Source organism: Psychrobacter sp. Sarcosine-3u-12 (genome assembly GCF_002836005.1).
In the GTDB taxonomy this organism is placed as follows: Bacteria; Pseudomonadota; Gammaproteobacteria; order Pseudomonadales; family Moraxellaceae; genus Psychrobacter; species Psychrobacter okhotskensis.
In genome coordinates this window covers 12,504-29,888 of the sequence record NZ_PJBY01000086.1, presented here as the reverse complement: position 1 = coordinate 29,888, position 17,385 = coordinate 12,504, and the positions used below count along the sequence as shown (strand labels likewise).

Genomic DNA, 17,385 nt, shown 5'->3' with positions numbered 1-17,385 from the left:
TTTTAAAAAATGTTGCTCTAGACAAACCCTATCTAAGCTCACCTATGCAATCCTACAATAAAATGTCATTAACTCGTCAATTCTTATGGTCGATTTCTGCCATTCACCTATCAAAACCATCCCATTACGAATAAAAGCCATAAAAAGCCGCAAATGACTTGCAAAATCTGAAAATCTACTTATAATAGGTCGCCTCAATAGGGGTATAGCCAAGTTGGTAAGGCATCAGGTTTTGATCCTGACATCCGTTGGTTCGAGTCCAGCTACCCCTGCCATTTTTAGTTCGGATTGCTGTTTTATAGCAATTGACAACACCTTTCCTATTTCGGTATAGTTCGCAATGAACACCGTTAGGGAACGCCGTCTTAGACGGTTAATAGGTAACGACGCTAGTCTAATTTTTTATTAGTATTCAGCGCTCGTACTGCCTAGTACATTACAGGGGTATAGCCAAGTTGGTAAGGCATCAGGTTTTGATCCTGACATCCGTTGGTTCGAGTCCAGCTACCCCTGCCATTTTTTACTGTAATAGTAGTCTTCAATATTTTTCATCACTCTTTTCTATATTTGGGCAGTTAGACACTGCTTAGCGGTCGCTGCTTGATTTAATCAATAGGACTTCAGTCATGCCTTATTTGGCAATTTTTACGGGCAACGCCCATCCTGAATTAGCGAAAACCGTCGCCGACCACCTACACATCCCTCTTGGTAAAGCTGACATCACGCGTTTTTCTGATGGCGAAATTGCGGTGGAAATCAAAGAGCACGTGCGCGGTAAAGACGTGTTTATCATGCAGCCTACTTGTGCACCGACCAACGACAACTTGATGGAAATCATGATGATGGCCGATGCCTTGCGTCGCTCTAGTGCTGGCCGTATCACCGCTGTCATGCCCTACTTTGGTTATGCCCGTCAAGACCGTCGTCCGCGTTCAGCGCGTGTTCCTATCTCGGCCAAAGTCGTCGCTGACATGCTCAACATCGTCAGTATCGATCGCGTCATGACCGTTGATTTGCACTCAGATCAAATTCAAGGTTTCTTTGATATCCCAGTCGATAACATTTACGGCACGCCTGTGCTGCTAAACGACCTCAAAAAGCAAGATTATGACAATATCATGGTCGTCTCTCCTGACGTCGGTGGTGTCGTTCGTGCCCGTGCTATGGCCAAACAACTAGGTGATACTGACTTAGCCATCATCGATAAGCGCCGTGCGCGTGCCAACGAATCACAAGTGATGCACATTATCGGTGATGTTCGCGACCGTGATTGCGTCATCGTTGATGATATGGTCGATACTGCAGGCACATTATGCAAAGCTGCTGAAGCATTGAAAGCAAATGGTGCACGCCGCGTATTGGCTTACATTACCCACCCAGTCTTATCGGGTAATGCGCTAAAAAACATCAATGAATCTGCATTGGATGAGATTGTGGTCACTGATACGATTCCTTTATCTGACGCCGCCAAAGCTTGTAGCAAAATTCGTCAAGTAAGTATCGCCCCGATGCTGGCTGAGAGCTTGCGCCGTATCAATAACGAAGAATCTATCAGTGCGATGTTTGACGCTTAGGTAACGCTTAAGATTGTCCGTTACTAAAAAATCTGTTAAAAAAACGCCAAGTTTTATGACTTGGCGTTTTTTTTAATCACTTTTCGTTGTTTATTGTATATTCACTTTAAATAGCCATTTCACGTAGGTCTTTATTATTGTTAAAGAATCACGTATAATGCGCGCCTGTATTCATCATTAGCTAATCTTTATTATTTTTAGGTATTTTTATACTTAGCGACATGATTGATACTTTCTAAAGTATTGATTATCCAGTGATAGACTGGTCGCAAGTCTGTTATTACTGGTAGATACTTCACATACTCTCTATAGGATTATATCCATGAGCATTAATCATTTTGAACTAAACGCCATTGATCGTGCTGCTGAACTACAAGGTAAAGGTGCGAGCCGCCGCCTACGTAAGCAGAATCTTGTGCCTGCTATCATCTATGGTGGTAACGAAGAGCCAACAGCGATCTCTATCAAGCTTAACGAGTTGGTAAAATCACTTGAATTCGAAGCCTTCTTCTCGCACATTTTGACCATCAATGTTGACGGCGAAGAGCATCAAGCCGTTATCAAAGACTTGCAGCGCCATCCAGCTAAAGGCTTCCCAATGCATGCTGACTTCCAGCGTATTGTGAAAGGTCAAAAAATCCACATGAATGTTCCTGTGCATTTCACTGGTCGTGAAGATGCGCCGGGTACTGCTGCTGCTGGTGTACTATCAACGCTAGTATCTGATATCGAAATCATCTGCCTACCATCACAGCTACCTGAATACCTAGAAGTAGATGTATCTGGTATGGAAATCGGTGATTTGTTCCGTTTATCAGACATCAAACTTCCTGAAGGTGTTGTTATTCATGAACTTGAACTAGAAGACGGTCATGATCGCACGATCGTTAACATGCAGCCACCAACGGTTGAAGAAGTTGACGAAGACGCTGAAGAAGTGGATGCAGCTGACGTTCCAGCCACTGAGCAAGATGCTGAAGGCGAAACTGAAGACAAGAAAGACGACGAATAATAAACAATCGCTATGTAGTGACTTATCGTATGCTACGTAGATAAAGGTTTGTTTAGTTAGAAAGCAGCAGGTGATAAATATCTCCTGCTGTTTTTGTAAGTAAGGTTTGAAAAGTAGGACAACTATTGTGTAGCCTAAATATTATAGAGTCGTCTTACTTTTCAAACCTTATCACTCATTTATTACAGCTAAGAAAGGGGTTTTTATGGCCATAAAACTTATTGTCGGTCTTGGTAATCCCGGTCAGCAGTATATGTTTACGCGTCATAATGCAGGGTTTTGGTTCGTCCATCATTTGGCGCAGCAGTTCAACATCACGCTCGCCCCTGACAAAAAATTCCACGGGGTAACAGGACGCGGACAAATTCATGGGCATGACGTGCGGCTATTGATGCCACTGACCTTTATGAATAAATCCGGTCAGTCAGTGGTGCCTATGGTCAACTTTTATGGCATCCAAAATGATGAGTTGCTGATTGCCCATGATGAGCTCGATATTCCAGCGGGCAGCATCAAGCTCAAAACCGATGGCGGACATGGTGGTCATAACGGTTTGCGCGATATCACGCCGCATATTGGCAACGACTTTCATCGCCTGCGCGTGGGTATTGGGCATCCGGGACACAAGTCTAAAGTCAGCGGACACGTCCTATCAAAAGCTTCCCCCGATGAGCAAATTGCCATTGATAGCGCCTTGAGCGCCGCGTTTGAAGCTTTGCCCCTGCTGTTAAGTGGTGATATTGAAAAAGCTCGCTCTCAGATTAATAGTTTCAAAGGTCCAGAATAATAGGTCGAATGAATAACAGCGCCTTTTATTTTGGCGATATTGTCCCCATTAACCTCTTGATTTGGTTAATTAATAAGTCAGTTGATATCTCATTTTTCTAATGATAGTTTTTAATAGCAGTCACGCTCATTAATATCAGTTACGCTAAGGAAGCAACCTATGCTACTTAATATGCTTAAATGCAAGTTACACCGTGCCCGTGTTACCCATGCCGAGCTTCATTATGAAGGCTCGTGTGGTATCGATGGTGATTTACTAGATCTGGCTGGTCTACGTGAAAACGAATCTATCGATATCTATAATGTGACCAATGGCAAGCGCTTTCGCACCTATGCTATCCGTGCTGAAGCAGGCTCTGGTATTATTTCGTTAAATGGTGCCGCCGCTCATATGGCCGACTTAGGTGACATCGTCATTATCTGTGCCTATGCGCATTTTGATGAAGTGGAAGCCGAAACTTATCAGCCAAAACTGGTCTATTGCAACGAAGACAATACGGTCAAAGACACAGCGAATATCATTCCAGTACAAGTGGCTTAGTTGTAGTAACTTTCGTTTTGTAACTTAGCTGTGGTAGCTTAGTTGTTAACGGCGAGACGCTGCTGTTAAGTTTATAAAAAATTGTGTTCGATAAGGAAGCTGAATCTATATAGGATTCAGCTTTTTTTATGTTTTTTTATCCATTTACGAGTCACAAGGAAACCTACTAATGTGGTTGGCAGTTATTGCAGTATTAATCGGTTTAGCCATTTTGGTATGGAGTGCCGATATTTTTATTGATGGGGCAACTGCTCTGGCTATAAAGTTACGCGTGCCAAGTTTTTTGATTGGGGTGATTATTTTAGGATTGGGCACGTCGGCACCTGAGATGGTAGTGTCGTTACTTGCTGCCTTGGAAGGCAGTCCCGAGCTGGCGCTAGGTAACGCTTATGGTTCAAATATTATCAATATAGCCTTGGTATTGGGGGCAACGGTACTGATTAGCCCCATCATCATTCATAAAGGCATCATCAGGCGCGATTTGCCGATACTGGTAGCGATTACCGCATTGGCAGCATGGCAGCTACGTGACGGGCTGCTGAGCTTAAATGACGGGCTAGTGCTATTGGCAATGCTGGTCATTGTCTTAGGGGTTCAAATTGTACTGAGCTTACGCGACGGCAATTCAGATAACGCAGATGAGACTAAAGAGGTCATCGATGCTGATCATAGTGCACCGAGTTTAATGCGGGGTTTGGGTAGTTTATTCATTGGTCTGTCAATGCTGGTAGCAAGCTCGCAAGCCATCGTCTGGGGTGCAGTAGAGTTGGCAACATTTTGGGGCTTGAGCGAGCTGATTATTGGCTTAACCATCGTGGCAGTTGGTACCTCATTGCCCGAACTGGTTGCCAGCTTATCAGCAGCGCGTAAAGGTGAGCATGACATGGCGCTAGGCAATATTATTGGCTCTAATATCTTTAATACCTTAGGCGTCGTTGGTCTGGCCGCTCTCATCGCCCCTATCACTGCCAATCCGATTATCTTGTCGCGTGATATTTTAGCGATGGGCTTGATCACTCTATTACTCGTCGTACTGTGCGTCTTTGCCTTTATGAGCAAGCGTCCATTTGGTCGTATATCTGGCGCGACCTTAGTCATGTTTTTCGTCGGCTATACTTTATGGCTGATGCAGACAGCCAACATGTAACGCTTAACGTGTGTTGACAGACTATGGTGATGATAGTGCGGTTTATTTTCCTTGCTTGCGGTTTCTAATGACCCGCCATAAACTTTCATTCTCGGTTTTTGGCATTTTTAAGGTAATGGTATTCGATAGCATATCTTGTACCGCGAGTCCGCGACGATTAAACAGGCAAAAGGCATAATTAAAGACGAAGCCCAATAAAGCACTGGTTAATAAAATAGCGCGCGTGCCATCGATGACGCTACCAATAATGCCAAATATAAGCGGCATAAGACTAGCCGCTAAAATACGCTTAAAAGACTGCCCCCACGTCAGCAAATGACCACTATTGTTGACCGTCTTTAGACGCCACGTTTGCATCCCTAGCGTTTGACCACTACGACGCCAAAACAAACCATAGAATCCCACTAACGTCAGTATAAAAGACGGCGTCATAATAAAGTTTTGATACCATGTCGGCAGTGATTTGGCCTCTTGTGATTGCGTGCCGGTGTCCATAGTCAATAATGTGCCAATCACCGTCAGTATGGTGCCTACCAAAAATAACAACGCTAGAACCAACATACCGTCATAAAGAATAGCCGCCATACGCGTACCAGGTTTGGCAATCGTCGGTTCTTCGGCTTCAGAGATATGAGGCTTTGGGGTTTTTGGTGATAATTTGGCTTTAGTAGCCGCTTTTGACGACGATTTAGACATGATACAAGCCCATAACAAGCGAAAAATAGAGCGCTCATTGTACCGTAATTCAAGCGCCTATCGTACATTATGATGCGAGAAGACGTCAGATGCAAAAGACTGTCTATTCAAATGTAGAAGGAAGATGGGAGATATAACAGTCGTTTTATAAATAGAAGACTTATAGAAGCTATAGAGATAAAAGCTACATACATAAAAAAATCGCCCAATTGTCATAAGACAGGCGATTGATTTAGGTTTTTTGTTAGCTTAATCACTAGATTAATAATGTAAGCCAGTATGCAAATGGTGCGCCTGGAGAGATTCGAACTCCCGACCCCTTAGTTCGTAGCCAAGTGCTCTATCCAACTGAGCTACAGGCGCGTATTTTGCACATCATCTACTGCGGTGTTGATAACAATTGCAGCAAATTAGGTTGGTCATTATATAGATAATATCGCTTGTGTCAATATCTTTATTAGATAAATTCAAAATATTTTTGAACCATTTACTAAAAAGACAATTAACGCTGTCTTTGCGTTACTACTCTACTAACAACTGAATAAATGGCGGTGAAGGAGGGATTCGAACCCTCGATACGCTTACACGTATGGTTCCTTAGCAGGGAACTGGTTTCAGCCACTCACCCACTTCACCGAACGATTTAAGACACTTATCAAAATATTTTATAAAAACAACTTTTAAAAAATACTCTTTTAAACATAGTATCGATGCTAATGATACGTCTTATGTCGTGGGCGAGTATTATAACAAAGCCAAAACGAATTGCAAGCACTGTCTACAGTTTTAATCACGCTTTTGCCATAATTATGAATTTTAGAGCTATTAAACAGGTTTTCTACGCTTTTTTAGGCGGCCAGCCTTACTATTCGTAAAAAAACGGTGTATCTAATAAATAGTTTTAACAGACATAGCATAGCGCGACATCTGAAGCTGCTATGGCTTTTTTGGTGGTGGATGGCTATAGTATTTGTTATTCATCTTAGCAATAAAAGGAAGGGTTATGCGACCAGTGGTATTGTGTTTTTCAGGATTAGATCCCTCCGGCGGTGCTGGACTACAAGCAGATATCGAAGCCATTGGTCAAGCAGGCGCTCATGCGGCGATTGCTTGCACGGCGGTCACCATCCAAAACTCGCAGCAGGTCTTCGGCTTTGAGGCTTGTAGCGCTGAACTAGTCAGAAATCAAGCGATGGCAGTACTCGAAGACTTGCCAGTAAAGGTTATCAAATCGGGCATGCTCGGCACTACTGATAATATAAAAATGATGACTAGATTATTCACTAATAAAGTTATTAAAAAAAACACCCCTTTTGTACTTGATCCAGTATTGGTTGCTAATAGTGGCGGTAGTTTGGGCGATGAGGCAACTTTAGTAGCAGCTTTCAAACAGCTACTGCCCTATGCCACTTTAATTACGCCTAATACTCATGAGTTACGCGCTCTGAGCGGCGAGCAAGACTTGCATATTGGTGCGCAAAAACTATGCGCACAAGGATCTCATGCGATATTGGTCAAAACCTCACACGACTTTAATAGCGGTGATATCGAGCAGTATCTGTATATAGAAGGTGAGATGGTGCATCAAAGCACCTTACCGCGCTTAGAAGGCGAATTCCATGGCTCTGGCTGTTCTCTTGCCAGCTTCATCGCAGGACGCTTAGCGATAGGTGATGATTTGATTGCAGCCGTAAAAGCCGCGGATGGTTGGATCACCCAGACCCTTATGGCTGCTGATGCTCCACATCCTGATAATACTCAAGCACAATTGATACCGAATCGCTTTATTCACTCTACAGAGTAGAGCTCATTTTAGTAGCTGACATAAAAAAGACGCACTATCAATATAGCGCGTCTTTTTGAATACAATTCTTTATTTTATTCACAGCGATTCATTTAACCAAGCACCGGTAGGAAACTTTGCATGAATTCTTGTAAACCTTTTTCTATGACGATGAATACAATAAAAGCTGCAATGGGTGATAAATCAATCATGCCTAAGTTTGGCGTGATGCGGCGAAAAGGTGCTAAAATCGGCTCAGCCAAATTAATGATGATACCAATAATAGGATGCTCAGATTTAGTAAACACGACAATCCAGCTCACAATAATAGAACCGATCACTAAATAGCGACACATGCGTAAAAAGTCTAATACCAAACTGATCGTACCTGTAAAAAATAGCGGCACAGGCGCGATGCCTTTGTGGGTCAACGCGGCTTTTCCAGAGATATCAATCAGACGAATCAAAAACATCAACACAATCGCGGCAATACTGATGCGACCGTGCGCAACAGTAGGAAAAATACGCCCAAACACATCGACGATATGAGTCGCCTTGTAAGCCGGAGCAATCATCGGATTGCTGGCATCCATCCCTGCAAACTGCAGCATAAAACGGATAAACACCAACATCATAGCGAAAGTGGTGACCAAATCAAAAATTTGAAATAACAGGTTGTTCATGAAGTGCTACTCAATGGGCTTGTACGCTAATAACAATAAAAGTAATAAAAGACGAATAATCGAGACCAGTATTAACCATTTATGATGACAGCCACTCACAAAGTGGCTGGTTGTATCTGCTGGCTATTGGTATTACTTCATCTCTTCGCTAAGCGCTTGACTACGATCATAACAGGCTTGCATGGCTTCGCCGATTTGACGACCAATCTCATTGGCTTGCATCGACTCAATAGCGGCTTGAGTAGTACCGTTCGGTGAAGTAACTTTGCGGCGTAACTCGGCAGGTACATCATCGCTATCCATTGCCATTTTTGCTGCGCCCAACATGGTTTGCATGGCCAATGCTGAGGCTTGCTCTTTATCCAACCCTAAGGCGACTGCACCATCAACCATCGATTCAATAAAATAAAATACATAGGCTGGTGCTGAGCCTGAAACTGCCGTTACCGCGTGCATATGCTCTTCGTCATCAACCCACATGACCAGACCAGAGGCTTCCATTACTGCAGTGGCTAATTGCTTTTGTTCAGTAGAGATATCATCCGTACCATAAAGGCCCGTCGCCCCCATCTGAATCATGGCAGGTGTATTTGGCATTGCGCGCACGATATTGCGATAGCCGCCTAGCATGCCAGACAAAATATCCGTCGACAAGCCAGCTGCCACCGAAATCACTAGCTGCTTGTCCAATACATCTGCAAAAGCGCTGACGACTGGTTTCATCACTTGCGGTTTTACTGCCAGTACGACAATATCAGCATCGGTAATAGCGGCGGTTGGATTAGCGGTTGGATCTACAGTGTTTAATCCCTTAGCGGCTAGTTGCTCGCGCGCGTCGCCGCTAGGATCAGCCACGGTAATCAGACTGGGCTTGATGCCGCAGCTTACAAGACCGCTAATCAAGGCCTGCGCCATATTTCCGCCACCGACAAAACTGATTTTCTTATTATCTAATACTGACATGTGTGTCTCCTACTCAAAAATTTCAAAGGCAATCAAAGTAACATAATGGTATTTAAAATGACACTCAGTTTACCATACTGCTACTACGACCGTTTGATAAATTCCCGAGCTCATTATTAGCCTAAAATCCTATTCAACTACTAAATTATCACAGACTCTTTCATAGCTTAGTTAGTAAATTGAGAAATGTCATTTTCAAACTATTTTTAAGTTTTTTGGAGTAAACGATGTATTTTGTGCGTAGAGGCAATCTAGACGACTTTACAGATATTGCTAACATGCACTTTGAGAGTTGGGGTGCCGCCTACTTAGGTTTGCTACCAGAGTCTTATATTAGCAACAAAAACAACCTATTCGAAAAAACAGAAATGTGGCAAGCGTTAATCGTTCATCACGATGTCGTTGTGTGGGTAGCACATGATACTAACCATAAAAGCTTAGGATTTATTGGATATTTCAATAAAAATAATAGCTATGAAATTACGACTTTGTATGTTTTACCAGAATATCAGAGGCTAGGTATAGGAACTGAGTTAATGAAGACGTCGTTGCAAGACATCTTAGAGTCTAATATCAATACCCACTTTTATTTATGGGTACTAGAATCTAATACAGCAGCTATCGATTTTTATAAAAAATTCGGTTTTGTCTATACTGGAGATAATAGTGAAGAATGCTACGAAGGTACTAAAATCACAGATATCAAAATGGTAAGAAAAAAATAATCTAGGGCGTGTCCTCAATTCAATCGATAAACCTCTAAATGGGCTAAAAATGGCTAAATTTTGTCAAACATCGTCAAAGAGCTAGGTAATATCCCGATATTATCTGCGCTATTTTCCTTGTTTGACTACAATTTATTTCATTTTTATCTCCATTTTTCAAATGAGGACACGCCCTAACTTCTTAACTCAGAATGAGTAAAATTTATCACAAAAAATTATTTACACTTAGAACACTTCCGATAGCACTGTCTAAAATACTACTATCATGTCTAATGGCTGTTGATGACTTATCAGTCCCTAACACCCAACTTTCAAACGGTGATACTAGCAATAATGGCAATTCTTCATCATAAGTGCACACTGCACTAATAACCATTAAACTCTCACGCATCCATGAAGGGATACCCAAGGTTTGATACAGCTTTTTACCGGATTGCGGACGCGACGCCAATGCCGTTTGCACACGCTGCTTGCGATCTAATGCTCTTATATTAAATACTGGCTTCACTACTGTCTGTAACGCATGCTCACCTTTTGTATTGTCTAATAACTGTGCCAATACCTGAGGTAATATCCGCAACTGCCACGTAAAATCGGTGCTCGTTCGTAAATAAATCAGTGTCAAATTATCATCAAATACGCCAGTGCTAATATTGCTAGATAAATTGGCTGGCGCTAACGGTTGAGTTTGTTCATCAAGCGGCATATTCAGCCATGTCAGCCACTCATTGCTCAGCCGATAAAGCTGCTGGCGGTAGCGCCGAATGCTATAAGACTGTGTGCGACCTTGCCAAAAAAGTGCCGTTTGGTGATCATTATCATTACGCTCAACTAGGTTTAGTACCTCATCAACTAACTGCTTAGCCGGCGGTAATGGCTCATCATGAGCTAGCCAACAGTGCAGTAATTGGCGTTGGCGATAAAGCGGTAGTTTCTGTAGCTCGTCAATATTTAATACATATTGTGCAGGTGGCAGTTGTAACGAGGTAATAGCCGTTTGCTGCATGTCTTGTTCTGCTTGAGCGCTGACCGTCGCTTGCGCGTCACTTAGTAGCTGCGCACTACGAGCAATGTTATCAATGACTTTGGGGTTATATTTTGCTAATACTGGCATAACGTCTCGACGTAATCCGCTACGTACATTGTCGCCAGCGTCATTGGTCGGGTCGTCGATATAGGGCAATTTCAGACGCTGAGCATAGGCACTAATACTGGTACGCTGGACGGTCAGCCAAGGTCGCCACAATATATTTCGCCGCCTACCTTGCGTCTGTAGATGCCATGGCTGCATACCCGACAAGCCATTCACCCCAGCGCCTTGAATCAACCGCATCAGTACCGTTTCTGCTTGGTCATCGGCATGATGCGCTAAGAGCAACACATCGTCTTGATTGAGTTGCGCTCGCATAACGTCATAGCGCGCTTGCCTAGCGGCTTGCTCATCATGACCGTCTACTTGCGCTGATAAAATCCGACAAGGTATCTCTTGAGCCTCCGCCCATTTCGCCACATGCTTCGCCCAGATGCCACTGTCCACTTGTAGACCATGATTAACATGCAGTAATTGCGGCAAAAATGGCAATTTACCGTGTCGATAGAGCTGCACACATAACGCCGCAAGTGCCAAGGAATCGCGACCACCACTACAAGCCAGCCAAAGTCGGCGACCGTGTAGCCGTTCGCTATATTCAGCCAAACTGGTTAATAACGCCTCAGCCAAATAAGTATCAATTGGCTGCTCAGCTATTGGCTCAATAGTATATTGGAGGATTGCGCTGCTGGTCATAATTCATCTTATTTATTGAGTTGCTATAGTCAAGATATCCTAAAAACGCGACGGTATTGCTGATATCAATTTTTGTAGCCTCTGTCTGCGCAGGCACGGCAAGCAAGAAAAATTAATATCAGCAGTGCATCATGGTTCGATATTACTTTTCACTGACTATATATACGTTATTAATGCAGAAGTTTGTTGGCACAAAAAAACGCGCCATAAAATGACACGTTTTTATTTTAGCATTTTTTGTTTTAACATTAAGGATAACTATCTAATATCAAAAGCTGAGCGTTAAATACTGAATAGGTGCTCAATAATAAATTGACCTTACTCTAAACAAGCCCAATCTAAAAAAGCACAATGCCAACCTATTAAGCAGGCAACATTACTTCTGAGTTAAAGGTTTTTAGCTTCTCATAACGCAGCTCGCAACGCTCATGCGCATCTAAATCCTTGATCTCATCTAACTGCTCAGCAATGAGTGCTTTCAAAGCCGTCATGACTGGTTGTGGCTGAATATGAGCGCCCTCGCCTTCATCAATCACTGCATCAATTAAGCCCATTTGATAGAGATTAATGGCATTTAATTTTAAGGCTTCACTGGCATCTTGCGCTTTTTCGGCTGTTTTCCACAGGATAGAGGCACAGCCTTCCGGAGAAATAACTGAGTAAATGCTATTCTGTAGCATATTGACCTTATCCCCAACGCCAATCGCTAACGCGCCACCTGAGCCACCTTCACCGATAATGGTCACGATAATCGGCACTTTTAGGCTAGAAAAAACCGCAATACTCTCAGCAATGGCTTGCGCCTGCCCGCGCTCTTCGGCACCAATACCCGGATAGGCGCCTTGGGTATCAACAAAGGTCATCACCGGAATATTAAAACGTTCCGCCATTTTTACCAAGCGAATGACTTTGCGATAGCCTTCAGGATTGGCCATACCAAAGTTATGGGCGATACGCTCGCGCGTGCTGCGACCTCGATGCTGACCGATAACCATCACTGGCATACCGTCAAAGCGCGCAAGGCCACCCAGAATCGCTTTGTCATCGGCAAACGCACGATCGCCATGCAATTCATCAAATTCGGTAAACAGCTGATTAACATAGTCCATAAATAATGGACGCTTGGCGTGCCGTGCAAGCTGCACACTATCCCAGACAGTGCTCATAGACCTTTCCCTTTAATAATTATATTTAACAATAGCATCGTTATCGGTTTGTAGATAATAAAAGTACAGTTGTAAACTCAATAGGAGCTATAGTAGCACATCTTAAATGGCATGACATTACTGACAAAGCCGCTTTTGTTACGTTAGTCTGTACCTTACTCATCACAATAGTAACGACTCAATGCTAGCGCTCAGCACTTATGCCTCGACCACGCTTAGTGTCACGCCCCACTTGGCAAACTGCTCGACCTCATTATGTAAATCTGATAATAAGAACGCATAATGCTCATTGTTATCCGTCACTGTGATTTGCCAACAGTTGGTATCAACGACTTGAAGCTGCAACGTTGGTAGTTCGTTATCGCTACGGCTGTGATGCGCGAGTACGGCTAACCGTAACAATAAGCATAAATACACCAGCGAATCACCGCCAATAGTACCAGTCTGCTCTAACATATCCGATTTGAGCTTGCGGCGATGATTGAGCATCAGCTGCGCCATACGCTTTTGATCTACTTGTGAAAACCCAGGAATATCAGAATGTTCAAGTAAATACGCGCTGTGCTTGTGGTAGCTACTGTGGCTAATGGCTAGGCCTATTTCATGCAAAAACGCTGCCCGCCTGAGCAAATCGCCATCGTCGCTACTGAGTGATAGCTTCGCCTTCACCTGTTCAAACAAATTGCGACTGGTTCTTACTACTTGTTTGGCTTGTTTTTTATCGCCTGAGTAGCGTTTAATAAGTGCCAGCACACTACGGTCACGCACGTCTTCACTGGCAAAGCGCCCCAACATGTCATACATAACGCCTTCGCGTAGCGCGCCATCTGAGTAAACAATGGTCTCAATGCCCAGCACCTTCATCACCGCCCGTAGCACCGCCACGCCTGCGGGGAAGACGGCTTTACGATGCTCCTTGACGCCTTCTAATTCGATGTCATTGACATTGCCAATCTTAATCAATAATTTTTCTAGTTTTTTGACGCCTTTATAAGTAATGCGTTCTTGCTCATCCGCCCAGCCTTTAGAGACGAGGACGTTACGCACCGCCTTAATCGTGCCACTAGAGCCAACCACACTACTCCAACCGGTTTTTTGGTAGCGACCATTAATCGCTAATACTTCTTTGCGCGCGCCTGATATCGCATTGTTAAACGCTTCTTTGGTAATTTGCCCATCATCAAAGTATTTTTTGGTAAAGGCAACGCAGCCCATCTGTAAACTTTCGGTCAATAGCGGATCGAACTCTTGACCAATGATGAACTCGGTCGAGCCACCACCGATGTCGATGACCAAACGCTTATCGCTACTGGCGTTGGTGTGCGAGACGCCCAAATAAATTAGACGCGCCTCTTCTCGTCCAGCGATGATTTCGATCGGCTTGGGTAAGATTTTATTGGCCCGAGTGATAAAGTCATTGGCATTCTTAGCTTGGCGCAAGGCATTGGTCGCCACCACCCGAATACGCTCAGGTGGTACTGAATCAAGACGCGCAACAAACCGACTTAGACATTCAAGTCCTCGCTGTTCAGCCGCCGCGCCCAATATATTATTCTCATCCAATCCTGCTGCCAACTGCACCTTTTCGGACATCGAAACCACTTTTCGCACCTCACCGTGGTCAAGACGGGCAATGGCTAAATGAAAGCTGTTGGAACCAATATCAATGGCTGCCATCATTTCATCATCGGCGATCGGTGGGTTTGCTAGGTAGTCATTAGGCATAGGATATATCGTTACCGTGTTAGATAAAAAGGATAGGATATTTGCTGAAAAACAAGAAAACGGATAGATAAAAAACACAGCTCACTGAGCGAAACACAGCGAGTTTTGCCATTAAAGCATTTATGCCAAATAGTGGCAAGTAAGACGCAACCTTGGCTAGTACCCGATGACAACACAGACAAGTAGCCCACACTTGACGCTTGTGTTACTCATGGCGATTTGCTACATTAAAAATCATGAATATTGTAATAAAGAACAAACACTTACTTATCAAGCATAAGTTTTAATGAATTAAAAAATCTCTCAATGATTTGCCCTAATGCCTGTTTTCGATAGACGATTAGCAAGGAAGCTAAAAATGAATCAAGTTGCCACACAAAGGACTACGAAATATACCGATGCTCATACTATCGGTATAGCCAAAAAAGACATCATGAAAACAGTCAGTCCAACGAAGCCAAGATTTTATGATTTCTATTTGGATGAACACCAAAACATGGCATGCCGACGACTGCATTTTGCAGGCAGTAGTTTTGGCTTGTTAGGCTTGGCAAAGTCGGTCAAAACCCGTTCGCCAAAACCATTAATCAAAGGCATTGCGGCAGGCTACGCTTGTGCTTGGGTCGGGCATTTCTTCTTTGAGAAAAACAAGCCTGCCTCTTTTAAATTTCCCCTAAAAAGCTTTGTCAGCGATTTTCGTATGTATAGCGATGTGCTACGCGGTAATGTAAGTTTAAAAGATCGCAAGTTTGATAAAGCGCGCTAAAGCTAAGCAGATAATTGTTATAGAGAAAATATAAAAACTGGGCTGCTAAAATAGCAGACCCGTTTTTTAGCTTTAATAAAACGCTGATTTAACGTAGGGATTTACGCAATATTTTACCGACTGCTGTCTTAGGCAACTCATCGATAAACTCGTATGACTGCGGGCGTTTATAGCCAGTCATACGTTCACTGGCAAAGGCTACCAGCTCCTCAGCCGTTAAGCTCGAATCTTTTTTTACTACAAAGGCTTTGGGCACTTCACCGCTATGCGCATCTTCAATTCCAATGACCGCCACCTCGAGCACTTTTGGATGCTCAGTCAACGCCGCTTCTACTTCGTTGGGATACACGTTAAAGCCTGACACCAATATCATGTCTTTCTTACGATCAACGAGGGTCAAAAAGCCCTGTTTATCCAGTAACCCGATATCACCTGATTTAAAGTAGCCATCCTTAGTAAAGGTATCGCTATTGTCTTGGCGCCAATAACCCTGCATCACTTGTGGCCCTTTAATACCGACTTCTCCCGGCGTTCCGATAGCACATGCTGATCCCTTGTCGTCTATGATTTTGATATCCATCATAGCGAGCGGTAGACCGACGCTACCATTAAAACCATCTATACCTGGTGGATTAAAAGAGATAACTGGCGCGGTTTCGGACATGCCATAACCTTCGTTGATAATCATGCCAGTGACTTGTTGCCATTGATCAGACACTGCTTTGATAATCGCGGTGCCGCCCCCGATAGATAAGGCCAAGCGACTAAAATCAAGGCTAGCGAACTTTGGATGATGCAACATCCCAATAAATAAGGTATTGACCGACGGAATGACATGCGGACGATGTTGCTCAATGGTCTTGACTAGCCCATCAATATCACGCGGGTTGGTGACCAGTATGTCTTCCCAGCCACCATAGATGCCGAGCAGACCACAAACGGTGAATGAAAAAATATGGTACAGCGGTAGCGGATTGAGTATTTTAATCTGCTCACTGCGACCTGTTTCAATCGCACTGCCAAACATCGCATAACACTGACAGACATTGGCCATCACATTATAGTGCGTCAGCATCGCGCCTTTTGGCTTGCCAGTCGTGCCGCCCGTATACTGCAATAAAGCCAAATCTTCACGCGCAATAGTGACGGGCTTATATTGCTTAGCGTGGTATGCACTCATAATGTGGGCAAAGCTTATATTCTGCTCTGAGGTATCTCTTGTAGCGCTATCGTCTGTGGTGGTGCGAACACTATTTGCTTGGCTATTAGTGGTACTTACTGTCTGGTCGATGCGCGTCAGCAGGGCTATATCGTTATCGGAAGGTGCGGCATTGGGGTCTACGGAACAATGTACGACCAAGGACAACTGTGCTTTTACCTCATCATCGAGCTGATCGTAAGCGGCTGTCATCCCATCAAGGACGATCAATCCGCAGGCTTGAGAGTCAATTAACTGATGCGCCAATTCATAATGGGTATACATCGGGTTGACATTGACCAATACCGCACCTGCCCGTAGACAACCAAGCAATGCCACCGCGTACTGCAATATATTTGGCAGTTGTACGGCAATTCGTGCCCCTTTTTCGATATTTTTTGCTTGTAGAAAGGCAGCAAAACGGCGGCTAGCAATATCTAGTTGGGCAAAGGTTACTGTGGCTGTTCCCATACTAAAAGCCACCGACTCACTATGCTGCTCAATTTTTGGTTGTAGTAAATCCAGCAGATTGTGCTTACCTTCTAACACATCCAAGTTATTTTTTAGTCCATATTGCTCATAGGCGGCTTGCCACAATGGAGGAACCGTGGCGCTAGGCGAGTTATTTTCAAAGCTATTACTCATTAGGTCGCGTCCTTGCTCAGTCATTATCGTTGGTTTTAGAATAGCACAGCTTACTGTCTGTTTTATATATAGGATAATGACAGTATCTTTTGGCTGCCAACCATTTTTTACGATGATCAGCACTCAAAGTTAATTGCAAACACCCATAAGACTCGCTAAAATTTTGTCACAAAAAAAACCAGCACAGTA

General features: G+C 43.7%; 15 protein-coding genes and 4 tRNA genes. 10 read left to right on the top strand and 9 right to left on the bottom strand.

Annotated features, from left to right (window positions below):
• The first annotated feature begins 199 nt into the window (after positions 1-199).
• From CXF65_RS05570 to CXF65_RS05540, 7 genes are all read left to right on the top strand, one after another.
• Positions 200-275: transfer RNA gene (locus CXF65_RS05570), tRNA-Gln, on the top strand.
• A gap of 165 nt (positions 276-440) precedes the next feature.
• Positions 441-516: transfer RNA gene (locus CXF65_RS05565), tRNA-Gln, on the top strand.
• Positions 517-626: 110 nt separating this feature from the next.
• Entirely contained in the window at positions 627-1,574 is a 948-nt protein-coding gene (locus CXF65_RS05560) for a ribose-phosphate pyrophosphokinase (RefSeq protein ID WP_025651871.1), read from the top strand.
• Between the two features lie 322 nt (positions 1,575-1,896).
• A complete protein-coding gene (locus tag CXF65_RS05555) occupies positions 1,897-2,586 on the top strand; it encodes a 50S ribosomal protein L25/general stress protein Ctc (RefSeq protein WP_025651870.1) in 690 nt (229 codons plus the stop codon).
• Between the two features lie 205 nt (positions 2,587-2,791).
• Positions 2,792-3,373: an aminoacyl-tRNA hydrolase gene (gene pth, locus CXF65_RS05550; protein ID WP_101211331.1), complete on the top strand. Its 582-nt coding sequence runs from the start codon at positions 2,792-2,794 to the stop codon at positions 3,371-3,373.
• A 159-nt stretch (positions 3,374-3,532) separates the two neighbouring features.
• Positions 3,533-3,913, top strand: coding sequence for an aspartate 1-decarboxylase (gene panD / locus CXF65_RS05545; RefSeq protein ID WP_025651868.1), 381 nt, complete (start codon positions 3,533-3,535; stop codon positions 3,911-3,913).
• Positions 3,914-4,082: 169 nt separating this feature from the next.
• Complete coding sequence (locus tag CXF65_RS05540; RefSeq protein ID WP_025651867.1) at positions 4,083-5,060, top strand: calcium/sodium antiporter; 978 nt, start codon at positions 4,083-4,085, stop codon at positions 5,058-5,060.
• A 42-nt stretch (positions 5,061-5,102) separates the two neighbouring features.
• Here the strand turns inward: CXF65_RS05540 and CXF65_RS05535 are convergent, their stop codons facing one another.
• From CXF65_RS05535 to CXF65_RS05525, 3 genes are all read right to left on the bottom strand, one after another.
• Positions 5,103-5,756: an RDD family protein gene (locus CXF65_RS05535; protein WP_101211330.1), complete on the bottom strand. Its 654-nt coding sequence runs from the start codon at positions 5,754-5,756 to the stop codon at positions 5,103-5,105.
• Positions 5,757-6,042: 286 nt separating this feature from the next.
• Positions 6,043-6,119, bottom strand: a tRNA-Arg gene (locus CXF65_RS05530).
• A 183-nt stretch (positions 6,120-6,302) separates the two neighbouring features.
• Positions 6,303-6,392, bottom strand: a tRNA-Ser gene (locus CXF65_RS05525).
• Positions 6,393-6,759: 367 nt separating this feature from the next.
• Here CXF65_RS05525 and CXF65_RS05520 point away from each other — a divergent pair.
• The gene (locus tag CXF65_RS05520) at positions 6,760-7,560 is read left to right on the top strand and encodes a hydroxymethylpyrimidine/phosphomethylpyrimidine kinase (RefSeq protein WP_101211329.1); all 801 of its coding nucleotides are present in this window, start codon (positions 6,760-6,762) and stop codon (positions 7,558-7,560) included.
• Between the two features lie 92 nt (positions 7,561-7,652).
• Here CXF65_RS05520 and CXF65_RS05515 read toward each other — a convergent pair whose 3' ends face one another.
• Together CXF65_RS05515 and proC are read right to left on the bottom strand one after the other, a co-directional pair.
• Positions 7,653-8,222, bottom strand: coding sequence for a YggT family protein (locus tag CXF65_RS05515; RefSeq protein WP_101211328.1), 570 nt, complete (start codon positions 8,220-8,222; stop codon positions 7,653-7,655).
• Positions 8,223-8,354: 132 nt separating this feature from the next.
• A complete protein-coding gene (gene proC / locus CXF65_RS05510; protein WP_025651862.1) occupies positions 8,355-9,185 on the bottom strand; it encodes a pyrroline-5-carboxylate reductase in 831 nt (276 codons plus the stop codon).
• Between the two features lie 227 nt (positions 9,186-9,412).
• Between proC and CXF65_RS05505 the strand changes: the two genes are divergently transcribed.
• Complete coding sequence (locus CXF65_RS05505; protein WP_025651861.1) at positions 9,413-9,910, top strand: GNAT family N-acetyltransferase; 498 nt, start codon at positions 9,413-9,415, stop codon at positions 9,908-9,910.
• A gap of 205 nt (positions 9,911-10,115) precedes the next feature.
• On the opposite strand, the gene tilS is transcribed toward CXF65_RS05505, so the two are convergent.
• From tilS to ppx, 3 genes are all read right to left on the bottom strand, one after another.
• Complete coding sequence (gene tilS, locus CXF65_RS05500; protein ID WP_101211327.1) at positions 10,116-11,696, bottom strand: tRNA lysidine(34) synthetase TilS; 1,581 nt, start codon at positions 11,694-11,696, stop codon at positions 10,116-10,118.
• Positions 11,697-12,058: 362 nt separating this feature from the next.
• A complete protein-coding gene (locus tag CXF65_RS05495; protein ID WP_101211326.1) occupies positions 12,059-12,862 on the bottom strand; it encodes an acetyl-CoA carboxylase carboxyltransferase subunit alpha in 804 nt (267 codons plus the stop codon).
• 198 nt (positions 12,863-13,060) lie between these two features.
• Positions 13,061-14,587, bottom strand: coding sequence for an exopolyphosphatase (gene ppx, locus CXF65_RS05490; RefSeq protein ID WP_101211325.1), 1,527 nt, complete (start codon positions 14,585-14,587; stop codon positions 13,061-13,063).
• 433 nt (positions 14,588-15,020) lie between these two features.
• Between ppx and CXF65_RS05485 the strand changes: the two genes are divergently transcribed.
• Positions 15,021-15,353 (top strand): DUF962 domain-containing protein, encoded by a 333-nt coding sequence (locus CXF65_RS05485; protein ID WP_227523201.1) that lies wholly within the window; start codon positions 15,021-15,023, stop codon positions 15,351-15,353.
• Positions 15,354-15,441: 88 nt separating this feature from the next.
• Here CXF65_RS05485 and CXF65_RS05480 read toward each other — a convergent pair whose 3' ends face one another.
• Positions 15,442-17,196: an AMP-binding protein gene (locus CXF65_RS05480; RefSeq protein WP_198551967.1), complete on the bottom strand. Its 1,755-nt coding sequence runs from the start codon at positions 17,194-17,196 to the stop codon at positions 15,442-15,444.
• Positions 17,197-17,385: the final 189 nt, after the last annotated feature.